The following is a 21789-nucleotide window of genomic DNA, read 5'->3' as shown; positions in this document are numbered from 1 at the left end:
TCACCTCGCCTCCCGGCCGGCGGGGGTGTGCTCAAGGACCCGGGCGAGGAACTCCCTCGTCCTGGCCTCGCGCGGATCGACGAGTACCTGTTCCGGCGGTCCGCTCTCGACGACCTCACCGGAGTCCAGGAGTACGACCGTGTCGGCGGCCTGCCGGGCGAACGCCATCTCGTGGGTGACGACGACCATGGTCATCCCGCTGGCGGCGAGGTCGCGCATCACGTCCAGGACCTCGCCGACGAGTTCGGGGTCGAGGGCGCTGGTGGGCTCGTCGAAGAGCATCAGTTTGGGCTCCATCGCCAGTGCGCGGGCTATCGCGATGCGCTGTTGCTGGCCGCCGGAGAGGTGGCGCGGGTACGCGTCCTGCCGTCCGGCGAGGCCGACCCGCTCCAGCAGGTCGCCCGCGGTGCGTTCGGCGTCCTGCCGGGACAGTTTCCGCACTGCCGTCGGGGCTTCGACGAGGTTCTCCAGCACCGTCAGGTGCGGGAACAGGTGGAAGCTCTGGAACACCATGCCGATGTCGGCCCTGCGGCGTGCGATGGCGGACTCCTTCAGCTCGTGGAGCTTGCCGTTGCGGCGGCGGTGGCCGATCAGCCGGCCGTCGATCTCCACGGTGCCCGCGTCGATCCGCTCCAGGTGGTTCAGGCAGCGCAGCAAGGTGCTCTTGCCGGAGCCCGAGGGGCCGATGACGCAGGTCACCTCGCCGCGCAGGACGTCCAGGTCGATTCCGTTCAGCACCGGGACGGTGCCGTACCGCTTGGTCAGGCCGCGGACCCGGACCATGGGGACCGCGGCGTCCGTGGGTGTGCCTGGCGCGTTCATCGGGCCGCCTTTCCGGCTGCCCGGCGGACGCTGCCCCGGGCGTAGTGGCGTTCCACGTAGTACTGGACGGCGGACAGCACGCTCGTCACGACGACGTACCAGACCGTGGCCACCATCAGCAGCGGAATGATCTGGTAGTTGCGGTTGTAGATGAGCTGCGTGGCGTAGAGGAGGTCCTCGACGGCGAGCACGCTCACCATGGAGGTTCCCTTGAGCGTGCCGATCAGCATGTTGCCCGCGGCCGGGATGATCGAGCGCATCGCCTGGGGCAGCACGATTTTCCGGAAGGTGCGGAACCTGCTCAGGCCGAGCGCCTGGGACGCCTCCGTCTGGCCGTGCTCCACGGAGAGCAGGCCGCCCCTGATGATCTCCGCGGCGTACGCGGCCTCGTGCAGCGTCAGCCCGATCACCGCGGCCGCCGTGGGCCCGATCAGATTGACCATGTCCAAGGTGTGGAAGGTGGGGCCACCGAAGGGCAGCCCGAGTGTCAGCGTCGGATACAGCGCGCCGATGTTGAACCAGAACAGCAGCTGCACGAGGAGCGGCGTCGAGCGGAACAGCCAGACGTATCCCCAGCTCAGCGATGCCAGCACCGGGTTGCGGGAGAGCCGCATGGTGGCGAGCACGGCGCCCAGCAGGAAGCCGATGACGACGGTCACCGCGGTCAGCCACAGCGTGAGGACGAGGCCGTCCAGCACGCTCTGGGCGGTGAAGTAGCGCCACACCACGGGCCAGTCGAAGTTGCGGTTGGTGACCACCGACCTGATCACCACGAGGAGGACCAGCAGCGCTGCCAGTACCGCGGCCCAGCGCCCGTAGTGCCGCAGCGGAACGACCGGTTCCGGGGTCTCCTGGTGCTGTGGTGGGGTGAGTGTGCCCAGTCCGCTCATCGTGGTGTCCTTACGTCCGGCTCGGCCTCGGGCACCGCGGCGTGCCCGGCGCCCGCCGACTGCTGGGGTACGTCGGCGGCACCGGGCCCCTGCTCGGCGGAAGCGCCGCCACCACGGCCGCGGCCGAGCAGCAGGATGACCAGCAGCGCGGCCAGCGAGGTGCCGGCCAGCAGCCACATCGCGGCCTGATCGCCCGCGGAGAAGAGCGAGTCCAGGAGATCGTCGGCCTCCTTGCCGGTGATCGAGCCGTGCTCCTTGAGCAGGACGAGCGCCGCGTCGGGGTTGGTGACGGCCTCCTTGGTCCACGAGCCGGTCTCCACGCCCCGGGCGGTCAGGTTCTCGACCAGGGAGCCCTCGGCGGAGGAGCGGTAGACGGTCATGCCCACGGCGAGGCCGACGGCGCCGCCGAAGTTGTGGAAGGTCCAGGTGGAGCCGACCGCGAGCCCGGCCATCCGGTCGGGCACCGACGAGAGGGCTGCCACCGCGGCCGGGCCCAGGACGAATGCCCAGCCGATGCCCATCAGCGCGAACGAGAGGATGACGAACCCGAGGCTGCTGTCGGGCTTCAGCATCGACTGGCAGAGAGCCGACAGCGCGAAGGCCGCGAAACCGAAGGACAGCAGCGGCCTCGGCCCGACCCGCTCGACGAGCCGCCCCACGAACGGTGAGGCGATCGCCATCGTCGCCGTGGTCGGCAGCATCATCAGCCCGATGGTGAGCTCGCCGTAGTCCCGTACCCAGCTCAGGTACAGCGGCATCAGGAACAGCGCGAGGGTGTAGAAGAACGCCAGCGCGAAGTCCGCCGACAGGGCGCTGACGAACAGCCGGTTGCGGAACAGCTCGAAGCGGACGATCGGGAACTCGGCCTTCCGCTCCACCACGACGAACAGCACCAGGGCGACGACCCCGACGCCGAGCGGTCCGAGCACCTGCCAGGAACCCCATCCGAAGGTGTCGTTGAAGGTCAGCCCGAAGATCAGCCCGGACAGTGCGAGCCCGACGAGGACAAGACCCGGCCAGTCGATCCGTGCGCCGTCCTCGCCGCCGCGCGATTCACGGACGCTGAAGGCGCAGATCAGCAGTGCCACGGCGGTGAGCGGCACATTGATCCAGAACACCCAGTGCCAGTCCAGCCAGCCGACGATGAATCCGCCGAGCATCGGCCCGACGGCGAGGCCGACGCCGTTGACTCCGAACAGCGCGCCGATGGCCCGGCCCCGCTGCTCCTCGGGGAAGGCGTCCGAGACGATGGTGCTGGAGCTGGTGTACAGCACCGCGCAGGCCGCTCCCTGGAGGAAGCGGAAGGCGATCAGCCACTCGATCTCCGTGGCCAGTCCCGCGCCGAGCGAGGCGAGGCCGAACAGCCCGGCTCCGATGTAGAGCACCTTCCGCCTGCCGAACAGGTCGGAGAGCCGGCCGGCCGTCACCATGAACATGGACAGCGCGACGATGAAGATGTTGACGATCAGCTGGAGTTGGGCGACGTCCGCGTCCAGCTCCTGGCGGATGGCCGGTGCGGCCGTGTTCACGATCGTCAGGTCGATACAGCCCAGAAAGCTCAGCGTGCTGACGCCTACCAGCACCCACCACTTCCGGTTGGTCTCAGTGATCACGCCGCCCCATTCCCGCACACGGTTGCTCTCTCGTCTCTCGATGTCGTTGGTTTGCGTGCCGCAGCCCGGTCAGGCCGGCGGCCCGAGCGGGTCCAGCGCCTCGGCGAGGACCGGCCCGATCACCTTCAGCGCCTGCGGCCGCATCAGCTCGCTGTGCGGCCGGGCCACGTCGTGCTGCGCGATGTGTCCGGCGACATAGGGCTCCCACTCCCGATCGAGCAGCCGGACCTCTGGCGCACCGGCCGTTCCCGGGGCGTCGGTCACCGACCGGAAGAGCAGCAGGTCTCCTGCGTACCTGCTCGGCTCGAACTCCTGCCGCAGCCGGAAGTGGTGCCTGATGACGTCCACGAGGGCGAGGAGTTCGCGCTGCGCGGGCAGGGCGTCGGCGAGTGAGCCGCCCGCCTTGATCGCCTCGGCGACGCCCTCGGGGCCCGTCACTCCTTCCGGCAGTTCCGCCGTGTCCACGCCGACCGCCTCGCACAGCAGGTGCAGCACGTCGCGGTCGATGGGCTCGTGGCCCCGCTCGCGTGGGTACGGTCCGATGTCGACGACGGCGAGGAGGTCCACGCGCTCCCCCGCGTCGTGCAGCTGGGCCGCCATGGTCTGCGCGACGATCCCGCCGAAGGACCAGCCGAGGAGGTGATAGGGCCCGGACGGCTGGAGCATGCGGATCTGCGCGACGTAGTCGGCCGCGATCTCGGCGATCGAGCCGGGACGGATGCCGGGTTCGGCGACACCGCGGGCCTGCAGCGCGTACACCGGTCGGCGCCGGTCGACGTACGGCAGCAGCCCTGCGTAGGACCAGCCGAGGCCGCCCAGTGGATGGACGCAGAAGAGCGGCGGCAGTTCGCCCTTGGCGCGCAGCGGGAACAGCACGTCGAGCCCGCCCCCGTCGTCCTCCGAGCCGACCCGGCGGGCGAGTCCGGCAGGGGTCGGCGCTTCGAACAGTGCGCGCACCCCCAGTTCGGCGCCGAAGGCCGAGCGCACCTTCTCCACCAGCCGGGTGGCCAGCAGGGAGTGCCCGCCGAGGTCGAAGAAGTTGTCCTCCACACCGACCGAGGGCAGGCCGAGCACCTCGGCGAACAGCCCGGTCAGCACCTCCTCCACCGGAGTGCGCGGCCGCCGGGACCCGCTGCCGGCGTGGAACACCGGGGCGGGCAGCGCCTTGCGGTCGACCTTCCCGTTGGCGGTCATCGGCATGGCGTCGAGCACCACCACCGAGGCGGGCACCATGTAGTCGGGCAGCCGCAGCCGGACGAACTCGCGTGCGACCGTGCCCAGTTGCCCGACGTCGCGGGAGGCGGCGGGGTTGTTGCTGAAGGAGGCCGGGTCGCCGACGGGGCGCGGTGCGGTCACGACAACGGGGGAGGACGAAGCGTCCGCCGCAAGGAAGACCGCGTCGAACAGGTCGGCGCCCTCCTGCGACCACAGGGTGGTCACCGGCCGTCCGAGCTGTTCACCCAGCCGGTGCAGACTTTCCGGCACCACCGTGCCGGGAGCCGCGGAGGCGGACGGTTCCAGGACGTCGCCCCTCGTGTGCCCGGCTTCCAACGCGCGTACGGTACGGACGTCCGCCGCCAGCCGCCGGTTGGGGACGCCGGTGACCCGTACGGCCGACGGCAGGGTGCGCAGCCGCTGCTCCAACTGCTCGGCGGAGCCCACGTCGTGGCCCCAGCGCAGTACGGGCAGGGACTCGGCGGGCACGGTCCGCGGGGGTGCGGTGTGCAGGACGACGTCGTAGCGGTAGCGGGACAGCTCGTTGTCGTACCAGCCCCGCTTGAGGGCGATGCCGGCGGCGGCGAACTCGGGTGCGTCGTGGCTGAGCGCGGCGAAGAACTCGGGGGCGACCAGCAGTTCGTTCTCCCGCAGGGCGCGCTGTTCGATCGCGTGCCGGGCTTCGGCCGGTGTCGTGGCGCCGCTGAGGCGGTGCAGTTGGGTCGCGCCGTGGAAGGTACGGGCCAGGTGCAGGTTGCGGACGTCGCCGACGAAGACGGTGCCGCCCGGGGTGAGCAGGGCGGTCACGTTGCGCAGGACTTCGGCGAGGTAGGCGCCACTGGGGAAGTACTGGACGACGGAGTTCAGCACGACGGTGTCGAAGTGACCCTGCGGGAGGGCGGAGAGGTCGTCGGCGGGCGCGGTGTGCAGCCGTACCCGGTCGCGGAGCGCCGGGTCGGCGGAGACCTTGGCGCCGAGCGCCGCGACGACCTCCTTGGAGAGGTCGGTGCCCCAGTACTCGTCGCACTCCCCCGCCAGGCGGGACAGCAGCAGTCCGCTGCCGACGCCGATCTCCAGGATCCGTCGGGGCCGCAGTCCGCCGATGGCGGTGACGGTGCGGTCGAGCCATTCGGCCATCTCGTCCAGCGGAATGGGCGCCTCGTCGTAGCTGGAGTTCCAGCCGGAGAAGTCCTCGCCGAGGGCTCCTGTGTCGGCCGCCCGGTAGACGTCGTTCCAGATCTGCTCCCAGTCGCCGAGCTGCTGGGCGCGCAGCTCGTCCTCCGCCTCGGTGTCCTTGGCGGGTACGACGTAGCCGATGAGCTGCTGGGCGCCGAGGGCATCGGCGCGCGGTGCGACGACGGCGCGGGCGACTCCGGGGGCGGCGGCGAGTGCGGTCTCGACCTCGCCGAGCTCGATGCGGAACCCACGGATCTTGACCTGGTCGTCGCCGCGTCCGAGGTACTCCAGTGTCCCCTCGGCGGTCCAGCGCACGAGGTCGCCGGTGCGGTACATGCGTTCCCCGGCACCGAACGGGTTCGGCAGGAAGCGTTCAGCGGTGAGCGCGGGGCGCCCCAGGTAACCGCGGGCCAGACCGGCCCCCGCCAGGAACAGCTCACCGGGAACACCCACCGGCACCGGTGACAGCTCCGCATCCAGCACGAACGCCGAGGTGTTGGGCAGCGGTCGCCCGATGGTGACTGGGCTGTCGGGGCGGACCTCGCCGCCCGTGGAGTAGATGGTGGTCTCGGTGGGCCCGTAGAGGTTGCTCAGTCGTACGCCGAGCGCGCACAGGTCCTGGGCGAGCTCGGTGGGCAGCGCCTCGCCGCCGGTCAGCCCGGTCAGTCCGGTCAGGCTGGTGGGCGCCTCGTGCACCAGGGCCTTCCACAGGGACGGGGTGGCCTGCAGATGCGTCACGTCGTGCGAGGCGATCTCCTTCGCGAGCGCCTGCGGGTCCCGTACGGTGTCACGGTCGGCGAGTACGACCGCGGCGCCGCAGGTCAGCGGCAGCAGCAGTTCGACCGTCGCGATGTCGAAGGCGAAGGTGGTGATCGCCAGCCAGCGGTCGTCCGCGTCCAGGGCGAAGCGGTCCGACAGCGCGGCGAGGAGGTTGTCGAGGGCGCCGTGCGGCAGGACCACACCCTTGGGCCGGCCCGTGGAGCCCGAGGTGTAGATGACGTAGGCGGGCTGCTCCGGGCGTACGGCGGGCCGCTCGAAGGCGGTCGTACGGTCCCGGGGCTCCGAGTCCGGTGACGCCAAGGCCGTGGACTCCAGCTCGGTCACGGTGCCCGGCGCGTCCAGCAGGGTCCAGGACGCGCTCAGTTCCTCGAACCGCGCGGCCTGCCCGGTGCTGGAGAGTACGAGTGCGGGCGCCGCGTCGCCCAGCACGTACGCGACGCGCTCGGCCGGGTACTCCGGGTCCACCGGCAGATACGCCCCGCCCGCCTTCAGTACGGCCAGTACCGCGACGAACATGTCGACGGAGCGCGGCAGCACCAGACCGACCACGGACTCCGGGCCCACACCCCGCGAAGCGAGCAGTCGCGCGAGCCGGTCCGATGCGGCGTCCAGCTCCCCGTACGAGACGCGCAGGTCGCCGAACACCACCGCGTCCGCGCCGGGGTCGTCGGCCGCGCGGGCGGCGAACCGGTCGGCGATCGTGTCGGGCGGCGGCGCGACCGCAGGCCCGTTCCAGTCGGTCAGCAGCTGCTGCCGTTCCCCGTCGGCGAGCAGGTCGATCCGGTCGAGGGCGAGGTCGGGGGCCTCGACTGCGGCGCGCAGCAGTCGCTCCAGCCGGTCGGCGATCCCCTCGGCGGTCGCCCGGTCGAAGACGTCCAGGTTGAACTCGACGTGTCCTTCGAGGCCCTGGGGGTCGCCGTCCTCGGTGCGGTGCTCGAAGAAGTGCATCACCAGGTCGAACTTGGAGGTGCCGTTGTCGACCAGGAGCGGCGTCACGTCGAGGCCGGGCATGGTCAGCTCGCCGCGGGTGATCTGCCAGGCCAGGCTGACCTGGAAGAGCGGGTGGTGGGCCAGCGAGCGGGTGGGGTTGACGGCCTCCACGACGCGCTCGAAGGGGAGGTCCTGGTGGGCGAAGGCGTCCAGGTCCGTTTCGCGGACCCGTGCCACCAGTTCGCGGAACGAGGGCCGGCCGGAGGTGTCGGCGCGCAGCACCATGGTGTTGACGAAGAAGCCCACGAGGTCGTCCAGGCTCTCGTCCAGCCGGCCGGCGGTGGGCCCGCCGACGGGGATGTCGTCCCCCGCGCCGAGCCGGGAGAGCAGGGCGGCGAGGCCCGCATGCACCACCATGAACAGGCTCGCGTCCGACGCACGGGCCAACTGGGCCAGCTTGTCGTGCAGTTCGGCGTCGAAGCGGACGGTGAAGGTCTCGCCCCGGTGGGACATGACGGCGGGGTGCGGCCGGTCGGTGGGCAGGTCGATGCGGTCCGGGAGCCCTGCCAAATGCTTTTGCCAGTAGCCGAGTTGTTGCGAGATCAGGCTGGAGCGGTCCTGGGGGTCGCCGAGCAGTTCGCGCTGCCAGAGCGCGTAGTCGGCGTACTGCACGGGCAGCGGTGCCCAGCCCGGTGCGGCGCCGGCGCGCCTGGCGGTGTAGGCCTCCGCGAGATCGCGCCACAGTTTGCCCATCGACCAGCCGTCGCCGGTGATGTGATGCAGCATCAGCAGAAGCACGTGGTGCGGCTCGGGGCCTTCGACCTCGTACAGCCAGCCCCGGACGGGGAGTTCCTCGTCGAGCCGGAAGGCATGCCGGGCGGCCTCGCGCATCCGCGCGTCGAGATCCTCCTCGCGCACCGTCCGGAAGGTCACGTCGGGTCGGGCGTCCTCGCCGGTGCGGATCTCCTGGCGCGGAACGCCGTCCACGTCGGGGAAGACGGTGCGCAGGCTCTCGTGCCGCTCGACGACGTCACCCAGCGCCGCGGTGAGTGCCTGCACATCCAGCGCGCCGGAGAGCCGGATCGCCGAGGAGATGTTGTACGTCGGGGAGGGGCCCTCCACGCGGTACAGGAACCAGAGCCTGGCCTGCGCGAAGGACAGCGGCAGTACGTCGGGGCGGGCTCCCCCGCGCAGCACGGGCCTCGCGGTCCGGGCCCCGGACAGCCGCCGGGCGAGCGCGGCCACCGTGGGTGCCTCGAAGAGCTCCCTGAGGCCCAGTTCGAGTCCGAAGACGGAGCGGATCCGCGCGGCCAACCGGGTCGCGGACAGTGAGTGGCCGCCCAGGTCGAAGAAGCTCTCCTCGATGCTCACGTCGTCCAGTCCGAGCACCTGTCCGAACAGCCCGGCGACGACTTCTTCCACGGGAGTCCTGGGGCCGCCCGACGGACCGCCGAACGCCGGGGCGGGCAGGGCACGCCGGTCCAGTTTGCCGTTGGGTGTGAGCGGCAGCCCGTCCAGGACGAGCACCGCGGCGGGCACCATGAACGCGGGCAGTTCGCCGCGCAGCCGGTCGCGCACCGCGGTCGGGTCCACAGTGGTGTTCCCGTCCGGTACGACGTAGCCGGTGAGCTGCTGGGCCCCGAACGCGTCGGCATGGGTCGCGACCGCGGCGCGGGCGACTCCGGGGGCGGCGGCGAGTGCGGTCTCGACCTCGCCGAGTTCGATGCGGAACCCACGGATCTTGACCTGGTCGTCGCCGCGGCCGAGGTACTCAAGCGTCCCCTCGGCGGTCCAGCGCACGAGGTCGCCGGTGCGGTACATGCGTTCCCCGGCACCGAACGGATTCGGCAGGAAGCGTTCAGCAGTGAGCGCGGGACGCCCCAGGTAGCCGCGGGCCAGACCGGCCCCCGCCAGGAACAGCTCACCGGGAACACCCACCGGCACCGGTGACAGCTCCGCATCCAGCACGAACGCCGAGGTGTTGGGCAGCGGACGCCCGATCGGCGGCACCTCCCACGGGTCGTCGCCGCTGAGGGGCTCGCTCATCGTGGCGCACACGGTCGCCTCGGTGGGGCCGTAGATGTTGACGAGCCTGCGGCCCGGAGCCCACTGGGCCACCAGGCTCCTGGTGCTCGGCTCTCCGGCGACGGACAGGGTGAGTCCGGCCGGGAGGCCGTCCTGCGGCATGGCGGCGAGCGCGGTCGGCGGCAGTTTCAGATGCGTCACCCCGTACCGTCGAACCGTCTCGGTCAGGGCCGGCCCTGGCAGCAGCCGCTCCACCGGGGCCACGACCAGCGTCGCCCCCGAGCAGAGGGCCACGAACATGTCGGACACGGACGCGTCGAAGCTCGGCGACGCGAACTGCAGGACCCGGCTCTCCGGGCGGACGCCGAGCCGGTCCGCCTGAGCGCTGATCAGGTTGGGCAGCCCGGCGTGCGGGACGACAACTCCCTTGGGCCGGCCGGACGAGCCCGAGGTGTAGATGACGTACGCGGGATGCTGAGGCTGTATCGCGGGCCGCACGGCTGACGCGTCTGCGGGTGCGGAGGCCGGTTCGGGCATCGTCGAGGGGTCGTCCAGCAACAGCCAGCCGCGGGAGCGCGCACCGAACGGCGCGGCCGAACCGGTGGTGGAGAGTACGAGTGCGGGGGCCGCGTCGCCCAGCACGTACGCGACGCGCTCGGCCGGGTACTCCGGGTCCACCGGCAGATACGCCCCGCCCGCCTTCAGTACGGCGAGCAGCGCGACCACCATGTCGACGGAGCGCGGCAGCACCAGACCCACGACGGACTCCGGTCCCACCCCACGCGCCGCGAGCAGCTGCGCGAGCCGGTCCGATGCCGCGTCCAGCTCTCCGTACGAAACCCGCAGTTCGCCGAAGACCACCGCGTCCGCGTCCGGCGTCCGCAGGGCCTGCGCCGCGAACCGGTCCACCACAGAGGTCTCCGGCACGTGTGCCGTCGGCCCGTTCCATTCGACCAGCAGCCGCTCCCGCTCACCCTCGGCCAGCAGGTCGAGGTCTGCCAGCGTCAGCGACGGCGCGTGCGGAGCGGCGAAGGCGCGGACGACGCGGCGGAGCCGGTCCAGGTGCGCGTCGAGTGCGGCGCGTCCCCCTGAGGAGGTCAGCTCGACCACGGTCGGCGCCCCCGCTGCGGGGGACGGCCGGACGACGACGGCCAGATCGGCGCGGTCGCGTCCTGGCACCTGGTGCGCCGTGGCCTCGACCTGCCCGAACCGCAGGGGGGATGCCTCCGGTGCGCTCCGCACGGTGATCCCTGTGAAGTCCCTGGTGCCGCCGCGCAGCGAGAGGTCGCGGGCGATGTCCTCACCGCGGTGACGCTGATGCGCACGGGCCTCGCGGGCCCGCTCGGACACCTGCTGCACGAGGTCGGCGAGGGCGGTGTCGGACCGTACGGACAGCCGGAGCGGCAGCACGTTGGCGACGGGGCCCGGCACGCGGTCGAGAGTGTCGTCGGGGCGGGCGGGCAGCGACAGGCCGACCACGAGGTCGCCGCGACCGGTGAGCCGGTGCAGATAGCCGGCCAGGGCCGCGGTCACCAGGTCGGTGGGGTCCGTGTGCTGAGCGCCGGGTGCCGGGTCGGAGGGATCGGCCTGCCGAGTACCGGAGGTGTCGCCGGGCACTTCGAACGTGCCGGTGTGCCAGAGGTCTTCGGGGTCCGCGTGCTCCTCCGGCAGCCGCACGGGCTCCGGCAGGCCCGCCAGCCGGCTCTGCCAGTAGCGCCGGTCGGCCTCTGCGGCCGGGGAGTTCTGGTACGCGTGGTCGCTGTCGACGAGCGTGCGCAGCGGACCGAACGGCGTGGGCCGCGCGTCGAGACCCGTGAGCCGCGCCGTGTACAGCGCGGCCACCCGGGCGGCGAGGAGCGACATCGCCCGCTCGTCCATGACGAGGCGGTGCGGCCCCTGGTACCAAAGGGTCCTGCCCGTTTCCAGCAGGAGCAACGCGTAGGAGAACAAGGGGTGTTGGGCCGGGTCCAGCGGCCTGTCCAGGTCGGCGCGCATCCAGGCACGGGCCGCGCGGAGCGGATCGGGCTCCGCACGGAGATCGACGACCGGGAGGGCCCAGTCGCTCTGCTGAGTGATCCACTGCCGGAGCCCGCCGCCGTGGCCGTACTCGCCGGCCTCTCCCTGCCTGTCGCCTCCGGGCTCCCCCTCGCCCGATGCCTCGTCGCCGAACCTCACGTGGAGCGGCTCCGCCTCGGCGACCGCCTCGCGGAGCGCCGACTCGAAGATCCCGATGTCGAGGGAGCCGTGGAGCTCCAGGTACTCGCCGATGCGCAGGCCCTGGCCACCGGGGTTCAGTTGGTGTGCCAGCCACGTCTCGTGCTGGGCGCGCGAAAGCGAGAAACGTGCTTCCTGCGCGTCTTGAGCTGGAATTCGCATTTCCCATCCCTGAAATCGACGTGGCGAGGCCGCGCACCGCCGGACCGGCGGCACGAGGGGGTGTGGCGGGGATCCGTGGCTCCGGTCAGCTCCAGTAGACGAGCGGCCGGTCCTCACCGAGGTAGCCGATGAAGCTGCCTATCGTGATGCGGGTGGCGTCGCTCGACGGCCGTACGGCGTGGATCAGCCGCGGGTTCAGGAGCGCCAGGTCTCCCGGTTCGGGCTTCACCACCACGGTGGGCTCGGGGAGTTCGGCGCGGTCGATTCCGTAGGCGCGGTCGCCGACCCGGCGCTGGTACTCCTCCTCGTCGAGCTCGATGTCCCACATTTCGAGCTCGCCACCCACGTCCGGAATGTCCACATAGATGTTGGTGGACAGCTGTGCCTGCAGACGGGCCTGATAGCCCTCGGGCAGGAACCGCTCCACCCGGTCGCTGTGCGGTACGAGATCCACGTTGTTCCCCTGGAACCGGGCCACGCCGACGAAGCACTTCTCGCCGTTCACGCGCATGAGTTCGGCACCGGACGGCCAGCGCTCGTCGAGGGTCAGCCGCAATTCGTCCTCCGGGGAGGCGTAAGGAGCGAAAATTTTCCGCAGCCTGGCCATCGAAGGCTGAGCTTCGTCGTGGTACTTGCGCCGTGTCGCCTCGTCGGTGATCTCGGAATAGGGGAACCCCAGGCGCCAGAAGTCGCTGTCCACAGTGGACTGTTCGCGGGCACGGTAGGAGGAAAGTTCCTCCTGTGCCCGCTTGAGGCTCTCCGGGCTGCAGAAGTCCTTCACCAGGACGGCAAAGTATTCCTTCTTGACCACCGCGAGAATGTGCTCGTGCGAGAAGTCGTCCTTTGTCGTCAGCAGAACCCGATCCATGATTCTCCGCTCCCCTCCGGGACCACCGGTTGAAGTTCCTCCCTCAGTCAATAGGGCGGCACCGTGGCCGGAAAGCGGATCCGGGGTCAACTTCGTGAGAACGCAGTCAGATTGGTCAACTTGACCGGTAGAGCCGCTGGTGAACACCGCTTCCCCGGACACGCATACGAAAATCGGGCACCCGCTCCTTGGGAGCGGGTGCCCGTATCGCTGCTCTTTGTTCGAGACACTTTGTCCGAGGCCGTCTGAACAGGCCGGTTCGCTCAGCCCTCCAGCTGTGCCAGACGAGACACTTCGAGAACCGATCCGAGGAAATCGTCGATCCTGTCCGCGATTTCATGAACGGCCGCAGTGCGGTTCCGGCGGGCCGATTCGTCGCCCTTCTCCCGTGTGCTCCCGCCGTTGCCGCCGGCCGCGTCGCGGCGCAGTTCGGCCGCCGCGTTGCGCAACGTGAGCATGACCATGTTGATCAGCTTGTCCGGCTCCAGGGCGAAGACGGGCTCCAGGATTTCGCGCGCCTCTCCCAGGTCGTCGAGCCGTAACCGGGCCCGCATCAGGTCGACCCTGGCCAGCACGTCCACGGCGTAGAAGCTCTGGCCCGCGGGGAGCCGCCCGGCCCAGTCCAGCGAGGCGGTCAACTCCCGCAGGGCCCACTCGGGTTCGCCCAGCGTCAGCAGGGTGGACCCGGCGAGGTAGCGCTGCCGGTCGTGCTGGAGGGAGAAGAGGCCGATGCAACTGCCGACGGCGTCGCCCTCCCCTGCCTGCTCCCACTCGCGCAGCGCTTCCAGGGCCCGGTCGGTGAAGCCTGCCGCCGCCCACGACCGGGCGGCCATCAGCTTGAGGAAGACATCGAGCCCGTCACTGGAGGGCCAGGTCGTGCCGTCGACGGCACGCTCGGCCGACTCCACGAAGTTCCGTGACCAGTAGGACTGCCTGGACTGCACCACGCGCACCCAGCGCCGGGCCTCGTTGTCGTCCGCGAGATCCGCCAGGTCCCAGGCGGCCAGCGCCTGGTTGTACGCGGCGTTGCCGTCGCCCAGATCGTCCGACATCCAGGCCAGCAGTGCACAGGACTTGGCGCCCAGCGACAGGAGCACGCGCCGCTGTGCCGGCTTCTGCCGTCCCTGGAGCAGCCGTGCCAGCCGGTCGCGCAGCATCACGGCGCGATAGACCAGCGAGCTGGGCGGCACGTGCAGATAGGAACTGGAGATGCTGCTCAGTTCGCGCCTCAGCTGCTCCAGGGTCGAGTCGTCGGCGTTGGTCTCGGAGGCGTCCTGCACCAGCCGGGCCGAGCTGCACGAGTCCTTGAGGAGTGGCGTCAGACCCGGCTCCCGGGGCTCGCGCGACGCGGTGACGACCGGCGCGGCTCCGTTCGGGCGTGACTGTGGCCATACGGAAGCGATGTCGACCGTCTCCTTCAGGTGCTGCGACAGGACCTGGGCAACGGCTTCAGGAATTTCTCGGCGCGGATACGTGCCGCGCAGCCAATGATATGGGGCTTTGGCACTGACTGTGCCGTCGCCACAGAGCCGATTGATTTCACGCGCAAGTCGCTCCGGCGACCAATTCAATCGTTCCAGGAAGCCTGCTAATCCTACAGCGCCAGCCATGGGAGAGAACGTCACCCCCGTACATATCCCGATCCGAAATTTCACCGATGACCGTAACACGGCGGGCTGGAATCGTGCCACGAATGTGACGGCAGTGTTTCTTGATGAAACCACCGCAGGTGACGGCCGTGCCAACCGCCCGCCCGTGGGCTGCAGCGAACACCCCCGGCGGGGCGGTCGGCTCCGACCACGACTGCGCCACTCCCGTCCCTCAGGCCCTCACTGCCCCCGCAGGCTCAGGGGGCGCATGTCATTCCAGTGCTCTTCTATGTACGTCAGGCATTCCGCTTTCGAACCGGACAATCCTGCCACCTGCCAGCCCTGGGGGATCTCTCGGTCCGCAGGCCAGACCGAATACTGCTCCTCTCCGTTCCGGACGACGGAGTAGGTGCGCTGCTCATCTTCGGACATTCGATGCCTCCGTGACGAATAAGCGGATTCCGGTAGCGCTTCGGCCGCCGGGTGGCCGACATCCTGACAGTGACAGAATGAAGCGGCCGGGGCCACCGGAATTCAGTACCGGACCCTTTTATTCACAGTGCGAAATGAACTGTTGTCGACATCGCAGTAGATCCGGAGTTCGTCGCGCGACAGGGCGCGACAGGGAGCCGGTCCAGGCGCGGCTTCGGGTACGGGTGTCAATCCCCTCGAACTGTGGAGATCCTTTTTTGCCCGTACGTGCGCCGAGTCCAGCACCACACGGGAGACATCGATGAGGCCGGCGTCATCGAGGCGGTGCACCACCGCTTCGTGGAGCCGGCCCCAGACACCGGCTCTCGACCAGATCGTGAAGCGGCGGTGCACCGTCGACTTCGCCACCCCGAAACACGGCGGCTCCGTCCAGCTCTGCGGCATCCCGTCCGGCGGAGCGCCTCCGCAGCGAACGGCGCGGCTTTCTGGTGTCCCAGGACGGCAGACCGGTGACGCTCGTCGCCGCCGTGAAGGTCCTCGGTCCGTACGCCGGTCCCGAGGAACCACGCCTGGCCCCCGCGCGTAAGGCGGCCGAGCAACTGCTGGAGGAGCTGGCGGTACTCCCGGACCGACGACTGGTCGTCGGTCTCGTGACCCCGCGCTTCGGTCAGCTCTCGCAGGTGGACGACGTCGTCCCAGCCGACGGTGCCCCTTCCCCGGCGTGGTGGCGTCGTCCCCGGGGTGTGCGCGGAGCTTCGCGAGCGCCATCGGCCGGCCCCGTCCCGGCCGCAGGGCGGGAGGGCGCGCGGGACCGACTGACAGAGCTCACACCCCCCAGCGCAGAGCATCGTCCACCCACGTGCTTTGCCGACCGGTGGCCCCGCGCCCGCGACCGATCCGGCCCTCTTGCGTGCGTCGGCAGTGCCCTTTCGGGCCGCCGGACATGATGATGAGCGGAAGTACGGGGCGAGGTGGCGCGGTGTCGCGGGGAGCGGCCGCCTGAGCACGCGGGAACAATAGGACCGCACACTCCGTCCCTGACTTCCGGCGTGCGTCAACCGTGGAGCCGATGGAACCGGAGCGAAGCGGCACGTCTTCCCCCCCACGAATTGGAAGAGGCACTGCGGTGAACGATGTCCATGCGACACCCCGAGTGGTCTTCGCGAACTTCCTGTCCGATCTCGCGGTGGACCTCGGTGAGAGCGAGGCACTGGCCCACTGGGCCCAGCAGGCACCCCGGAAGATCTGGACCCTGCGGCCGGGAGACGTACTGGTGACGCCCCTGCCGCTCAGCGAGGCGTTCATGGCCTACGCCTGCGCGCTTCTGCGCATGCCGCCCGCGTCAGTGACGGTGCTGGACGTACCCCCGGCCGGGGCCGTGCCGCTGGCCCAGGCGGTGCGCGAGGCCGAACTGACCGAGCGCGTGCGGGCGCTCGCCGCCGCGCCCGGTACGGTTCTGCTGCCCACCGCCCTGGACGCCTCCGCCATCGGGTTCGCACGAGAGATCGGGGTCACGGTGCACCCGTTCCCGACGGTGGACGCCGCCGGGGCCGCCCTGGAGGTCACCATGCTGCTGAACACCAAAGCGGGATTCCGCGACGTGGCAGGGCAGTTGGGCATGCGGCTGCCCGCCGGGGACGTCTGCCGGCGGGCGGAGACCCCCGCCACCGTGTCCGGCCTCCTGGAGAAGTACCCACGGGTGGTGGTCAAACCCGACCGTTCCGCCGGGGGACACGGACTGCGCTTCGTCGGACGGGAGGACCGGTGGTGGGCCGACGAGCCCCTGGCGGCCGTGGGCGGCGCCGAGGGCCTGTGGGTGGTGGAGGAGTGCCTCGACGTGGCGGCATCGGTCAGCATCCAACTGGAGAACACGGCCGAGGGCACCCGTGCCGTGTTCCACGGGGCGATGCGCACGGTGCAGGGGTCCTTCACGGGCTACCTCTCCCCGCTCCCGCCGCAGTGGGCGCACCTGGTCGACGAGCTGGAGGAGTGGGGGACGAAACTGGGCGGGCACCTGGCACAGTACGGCTACGCCGGGCCCTTCAGCCTGGACGCCCTGGTGACGGAGGACGGACGGCTGTACGCGAGTGAGAGCAACATCCGCCGTACCGCCACCACCACGCCCCACGCCATGGTCACCCGCCTGACGGCGGCGTCGGGCCCCGCGCACCCGACGTGGGCGCTCGGCAAGGGCAGGGCGCGGCACCGCTTCGGACTCCCGGAGGCTCTCGAACGGCTGGCGGCACACCGCCTCGCCTTCGACCCCGCACACGGCGCGGGTGTCGTCCTCTACGCGGACGAGCCCGCGGACGGCCATTCCTGGCGGTACGCGGTGATCGCCCCGCACGCCGCACGCCTCACGGAGCTGGAGGACCGCCTGCCGGGAGCCCTCGGCTTCGTGTCCGTCTGATGGCAGTGGCAGCCCGCACGGACAGGGTGCTCACTCGCACCGCCGGCAACGCGCCAGGGCCGTGCCCCGGAAAGCTGACGGGTCTGAGCGGACGGAGCGGCCTCAGTGGGGCTCCCAGTTGCCCTCGGTGCCCGCGGCAGGTGTGGCAGGTGCCCACTGATGCAGCCGCCAGAGCGCCGCGGGGCGAACTCGCTGTTGCGGGGCGGCGGAAACCTGGAAGCCGTCCGGCACCGTCTGAGCACAGCCACCGGGGCACGGCGGGCAGAGTGCGCCGGCCTGGGCGGTGGCGGCGGAGCCCAAGAGGAGTACCGCGGTGGCGCTGCTCCTGGCCAGCGGACAAGCGGCCGGTCGAAGAAGTGACCTCATTGTTCGCTCCTCCAGGTTCTTCCGGTTCCCTGACCTTGTGCGGTCAGGAAGTGCGGCAGGGTTTCCAGGCGGCCCCTCAGCGCCTCTGGCATGGGGGGGGCGGGGTGCCTGTTGTCGGAATCCGTGTCTCCGTACAAAGGGGAGTCACCGTTGCGATGCCGTATGCGTTTTCCGATACGCCAGCGATACGGCCCCGCTTCTCCCAAAATCCCCCGCTCATACGCCGGCCTTGCGTCTTCCGCGCACGCGGGCCGGATCACCCCGCCATTGCGTAACGGAAAATCACTGGAGTTACAGGACGCCGCCCTCGACGGGGCCATCGGTCAGAGATCAGAGAGTGGACATGGCCCAGATGCCGTTCCCCGCCACTCCACGCCCTGACCGAACTGCGGAACCCGGGCGCGGCATCTGTCCCGCCCCTCCGGTGTCCGGCTGCCCGGCGACCTCGGCGTGATTGTGCCTGTCCCTGGCCAATTTCCACTACTTCATGGCGTCTTCGCGCCGAGTTTTTCGTACCGTCCGAGAACGGCGCGCGGCGGGGGCCTCGGCCTTTCATCCGTGATGGAAAGGGGTGAGCTTCCGAATTCCGTCGGGCCGATGTGCGGACGCATGGGCTGTGCGGCAAGACTGACGCCGTTCCCAGCCGACCTCACCCTCACGAAGGGAAAGGTGATTTCCATGCGCATCCTCGCAGGAATGGCCCTTGCTTCCGCTGTCGCCCTGACCGGGCTGACTTTCACTCCCGCCGCGCAGGCCGCCGACAGGAGCGGCGCTCCGCACCCGAGTACCGTGAGCCCCTACGCACCGACCGCGTTGGTCCTCTCGGTCCACCGGGGCAACGCCGAACACGACACCGCCGTGCAGCGGGCCGTGACGTTGTCCTGTCTTCCCGTCGCCGGCACGCATCCGGCCCCCCGGGCGGCCTGCGCCGAACTCAACGCCGTACAGGGCGACTTCGCCGCGCTGAGCGCTCCCGCACCCGGTCGGGCGTGTACCAAGCAGTGGGATCCCGTCACCGTGACCGTTGAGGGAGTCTTACGCGGGGCACGCGTCCACCACGTCGAGACCTTCGGCAACACCTGCCTGAAGGACGCGGCCGAGAGCGCCTTCTACTCCTTCTGACGGTCACCCCTGGCTGCCCGTCTCCGCCCCACGGATCTTGGAGCGTCCGCCGCGGACACCGCCGTGGGGTGTTCGAGCCCGTTTGCCGCCCGCCCTCCCCGGCGGGCGGCAAACGCCTCACCGATGACATGTTTCGCTGGATACGGCGGCGGCCGGCTGAAGCGCCCGGCCGACTTCCTCGCCCCCTCCAGCTCGCGGAACTCGGAGTCGTCGACGGTATGGCGGGCATCCATCGATGCACGGGTTTCTCCGGGGTCGCCGACGACCGTGTGCAGGCACACCGGCGTCGGCAGCGTCCGCGTCGCCCCGGCTCCGGGCGGCAAGCCGGGCTCCGGCTTGCCGCCCCTCTTCGCCCGCTGCCCGGCCCGTCTCAGGGCCGCGCCGCGCCCGCCCGGCGCATCCCGGGCAGGTGCACGACGAGGAGCGTGAAGACAGCCAGTGCGACGTTGCGGGCCGCGGCGTCCAGACCGTTCCAGTCGGACGACTGCCACATGGCGAACCACTCGCCGCCGATGGCAAGGAAGCCCATCCCGAAGAGCAGCAGCATCATGACCAGACCCACGGTGCTGGCCGCACGGGCGAGATCGTACGCGTCGCGACGCAGCCCCGCGATCCAGAACAAGGTAGCGGCCAGGAGCACGGAAGCGGTCAGCGTCTCCCAGGCGATGACGGTGACGTAGGCGGCATTCTGAACGGCGGGGGATTCGACTGCCCGCCACATCAGGTCAGGGTCCTTGAAGGTGGTGTCCATGCTCAGGACGTGCTGGACGAACTGCTGGTTGGTCCCGAAATCGGTGATGTTCCCGAACGCGACCAGGGACATGTAGAGGGCGACGGCCGCCGTCAGTGCGGTCGCCGCGACAGGCGGTGCGCCCAGCCGAAGGAACCAGTTGCGCGGGGCGGCCGGGGCCGTTCCCGGGGAACGGGGCCCGGAGCCGGTGCCGGTCGGTCGATGGGCCTGTGCCATGCCTGTTTCCTCCCTCGTCGCCCCGCGGGCAGTCGGACCACGGGTCGTGCCTGTTCCTTTTCACGTACGCGGGCCTTCCAACCGTCCTGCTTGGTGACCACTATCGTGCCTCGGCACAACGGATGGGTAGGCGAGCGGTCCCGCAGGGCGGGTGGCAAGGTGAGGTCAGGGAGGATGCTGCGGCGGACGGACTGCCGGCGGTCGCGGTGCGGTCGTACGTCGCGTTCGCGGAGCGCGTCCGCTTCGACAACGGGCTGACCGGGGACTTCCTGCCGCCTTGTGGTACGTGATCCCCGAGGAGGGGCGGGGGACGTGCAGCACATCGTCTGCGTGAAAGGGGCCTGCTGCCGTTCGTTGGACGTCCCGGCACGGAATGTCCTCACAGCGCACTGCCAGCACGCCCCGGTGAGAACCGACCTTGAGCATCAACACGCGTACTGAGTCCCGCAGTTGGCCGCGGAAGTACCAGGCGCAGGCGAGGCCGGTGATCCCGTAGTAGAAGGCGATCAGCAGGCCGAGGCAGAGGATGGCGTCGCCCAGGAAGTCCGCGGACAGCGCGGTCAGGAGGACGAGCACCACCGCGGTCGCGGCCGCCCAGCACACGGTGCCGAAGGCGGGTGTGCCGAAGCGGGGGTGGATGCGGGCGAAGGCGGGCGGGAGCGCGCCGTGGGCCGCCATCGGCTCCGGCCGTCCGTCCGATCAGCCAACCGGACCCGCGGAGCCCGCCCTTTCGACGCGGTGGTCCGTTGGCCGCTCCGGCGCCAGGAGTGAGTGAACAGCCATGCCCGCAGTGCGAGGGGCCCCGCCCCGCACCGGCACGCCGGGGACTCAGGTGGCGGTGCGCTCCCGCAGCGTGCGGTGCCAGGCGGGAGCCGTTTCCTGCGGTTCGGCGGGGGCCGGGTGGCCGCCCCGGGCGAAGAAGTCGGCCAGCGGCAGGATCGCCGCGCCGACGGTCACCGCGTCGGGGCCCAGCGTGCCGAGGCTGACGGTGACCAGGCTCGCCGGGTGGCTGAGGGCGTACGAGGTGGCGTGGGCCCGCACCAGGTCCAAAAAGCGCGCGCCGAGCTGGAGGCCCGCCCAGCCGCCGACGAGGATGCGTTCGGGCTGGAAGAGGTTGATCAGGTCGGAGAACCCGGCTCCGAGGTATTCGGCGGTCTCCTCCAGGACGGCGAGCGCCGTGGCGTCGGGGACGCCGTCGCCGTCCGGCGGGTAGGCGGCGGCGATCATCGCGGTGAGCGCGGTCTCCTCGTCGGCGCCCACCGGGGGCCGCCCGCCCGCCTCCGCCCAGCGGTCCAGGAGCGCTTCGGCCCCCGCGTACGCCTCCAGGCAGCCCAGCGCCCCGCACCGGCACCGGCGGCCCTTGACCCGTACCGTCAGATGCCCCCACTCCAGGCCGCGTCCCGGACTGATCTCGTCGGTGACCACGCAGGCGCCGACGCCCGAGCCGAAGAGCACCACGACCGCGTCCCGCGCGCCGCGTCCCGCGCCGAACCACATCTCGGCCTGGCCGAGGGTCTTGGCCCCGTTGTCGATGAAGTACGGGACGGATGCCGGGAGTTGGACGGTCTCGCGCAGCAGCTTCTCCAACGGGACGGCGTCCCAGCCGACGGTCTGGCCGTGCACGACCGCGCCGTCCTCGGGGGTGCGGGCGACGATGCCGGGGACGCCGACGCCGACGCCCAGGAGGAGTTCGGGGGCGATGGCGGCCCGGGCGAGGACCTCGTCGATGCCGTCGCGGAGGTGGGCGACGACCACGTTGACGTCGTAGCGGTCGGTGCGGTGGGGGCCGCCCGCCTCCAACGGCCTCTCCACGCGCGCGAGTTCGGACAGGGCGAGGTCGAACAGCTCGACGCGGACGCGGGTCTCGCCGATGTCGACGCCGATCAGATAGCCGCTGCGGGGGGCGATGCGCAGCAGGATGCGCGGACGCCCGCCCGCGGAGTCCACGCTGCCGGCCTCCTCGACCAGGCCGTCGGCGACCAGTTCGGTCACCACGTTGCTGACGGAGCCCGAACTCAGCCCGGTGGCGGGGCCGAGCGAGAACCGGCTCATCGGCCCGTCGAAATACAACCGTTGCAGGACCGCGGTGCGGTTCTCCCTGCGCAGGTCACGCACAGTCCGTCCGCCACTGGCCATCGTTCGTCCCCCATGTTCTCGAAACCTGACCGCAACATACCTCTGCCACAGCCCTTGACGCGACATTCCCTT

At 70.7% G+C, this 21789-nt stretch carries 11 protein-coding genes and 1 pseudogene; 2 read left to right on the top strand and 10 right to left on the bottom strand.

What is annotated here, in order from left to right; genetic code table 11:
• The 8 genes and pseudogenes from ACIP93_RS24395 to ACIP93_RS24360 form a co-directional block, all read right to left on the bottom strand.
• Entirely contained in the window at positions 1 to 822 is an 822-nt protein-coding gene (locus tag ACIP93_RS24395; protein WP_345226197.1) for an amino acid ABC transporter ATP-binding protein, read from the bottom strand.
• Complete coding sequence (locus ACIP93_RS24390) at positions 819 to 1712, bottom strand: amino acid ABC transporter permease (RefSeq protein WP_401761665.1); 894 nt, start codon at positions 1710 to 1712, stop codon at positions 819 to 821. Before ACIP93_RS24390 ends, ACIP93_RS24395 begins: the two co-directional genes overlap by 4 nt.
• Positions 1709 to 3325 carry an MFS transporter gene (locus ACIP93_RS24385; RefSeq protein WP_345226192.1) on the bottom strand — a complete coding sequence of 539 codons (1617 nt, stop codon included), beginning with the start codon at positions 3323 to 3325 and terminating at the stop codon, positions 1709 to 1711. Before ACIP93_RS24385 ends, ACIP93_RS24390 begins: the two co-directional genes overlap by 4 nt.
• A gap of 69 nt (positions 3326 to 3394) precedes the next feature.
• Positions 3395 to 11827, bottom strand: a complete 8433-nt coding sequence (locus ACIP93_RS24380; RefSeq protein WP_401761664.1) for an amino acid adenylation domain-containing protein — start codon at positions 11825 to 11827, stop codon at positions 3395 to 3397.
• 85 nt (positions 11828 to 11912) lie between these two features.
• Positions 11913 to 12695: a hypothetical protein gene (locus ACIP93_RS24375; protein WP_401761662.1), complete on the bottom strand. Its 783-nt coding sequence runs from the start codon at positions 12693 to 12695 to the stop codon at positions 11913 to 11915.
• Positions 12696 to 12958: 263 nt separating this feature from the next.
• Positions 12959 to 13975 carry a hypothetical protein gene (locus ACIP93_RS24370; RefSeq protein WP_345226185.1) on the bottom strand — a complete coding sequence of 339 codons (1017 nt, stop codon included), beginning with the start codon at positions 13973 to 13975 and terminating at the stop codon, positions 12959 to 12961.
• A gap of 549 nt (positions 13976 to 14524) precedes the next feature.
• A complete protein-coding gene (locus ACIP93_RS24365) occupies positions 14525 to 14716 on the bottom strand; it encodes an MbtH family protein (RefSeq protein WP_401761660.1) in 192 nt (63 codons plus the stop codon).
• Positions 14717 to 14917: 201 nt separating this feature from the next.
• Positions 14918 to 15139 (bottom strand): annotated as a pseudogene (locus ACIP93_RS24360) (IS5/IS1182 family transposase); the annotation flags it as partial.
• A gap of 703 nt (positions 15140 to 15842) precedes the next feature.
• Here ACIP93_RS24360 and ACIP93_RS24355 point away from each other — a divergent pair.
• Positions 15843 to 17126 carry a peptide ligase PGM1-related protein gene (locus tag ACIP93_RS24355; RefSeq protein ID WP_401761658.1) on the top strand — a complete coding sequence of 428 codons (1284 nt, stop codon included), beginning with the start codon at positions 15843 to 15845 and terminating at the stop codon, positions 17124 to 17126.
• 1044 nt (positions 17127 to 18170) lie between these two features.
• A complete protein-coding gene (locus ACIP93_RS24350; protein WP_345226178.1) occupies positions 18171 to 18614 on the top strand; it encodes an SSI family serine proteinase inhibitor in 444 nt (147 codons plus the stop codon).
• 370 nt (positions 18615 to 18984) lie between these two features.
• Here ACIP93_RS24350 and ACIP93_RS24345 read toward each other — a convergent pair whose 3' ends face one another.
• Both ACIP93_RS24345 and ACIP93_RS24340 read right to left on the bottom strand, forming a co-directional pair.
• A complete protein-coding gene (locus tag ACIP93_RS24345; RefSeq protein WP_401761656.1) occupies positions 18985 to 19581 on the bottom strand; it encodes a DUF2165 domain-containing protein in 597 nt (198 codons plus the stop codon).
• Between the two features lie 828 nt (positions 19582 to 20409).
• Positions 20410 to 21717, bottom strand: coding sequence for an ROK family protein (locus ACIP93_RS24340; RefSeq protein WP_401761654.1), 1308 nt, complete (start codon positions 21715 to 21717; stop codon positions 20410 to 20412).
• Positions 21718 to 21789 lie beyond the last annotated feature (72 nt).

The sequence above is a fragment of the Streptomyces sp. NPDC088745 genome, assembly GCF_044751045.1.
Classification (GTDB): domain Bacteria; phylum Actinomycetota; class Actinomycetes; order Streptomycetales; family Streptomycetaceae; genus Streptomyces; species Streptomyces cremeus.
The sequence above is the reverse complement of the archived record's forward strand: the minus strand, read 5'-3'. Positions and strand labels throughout refer to the sequence as shown.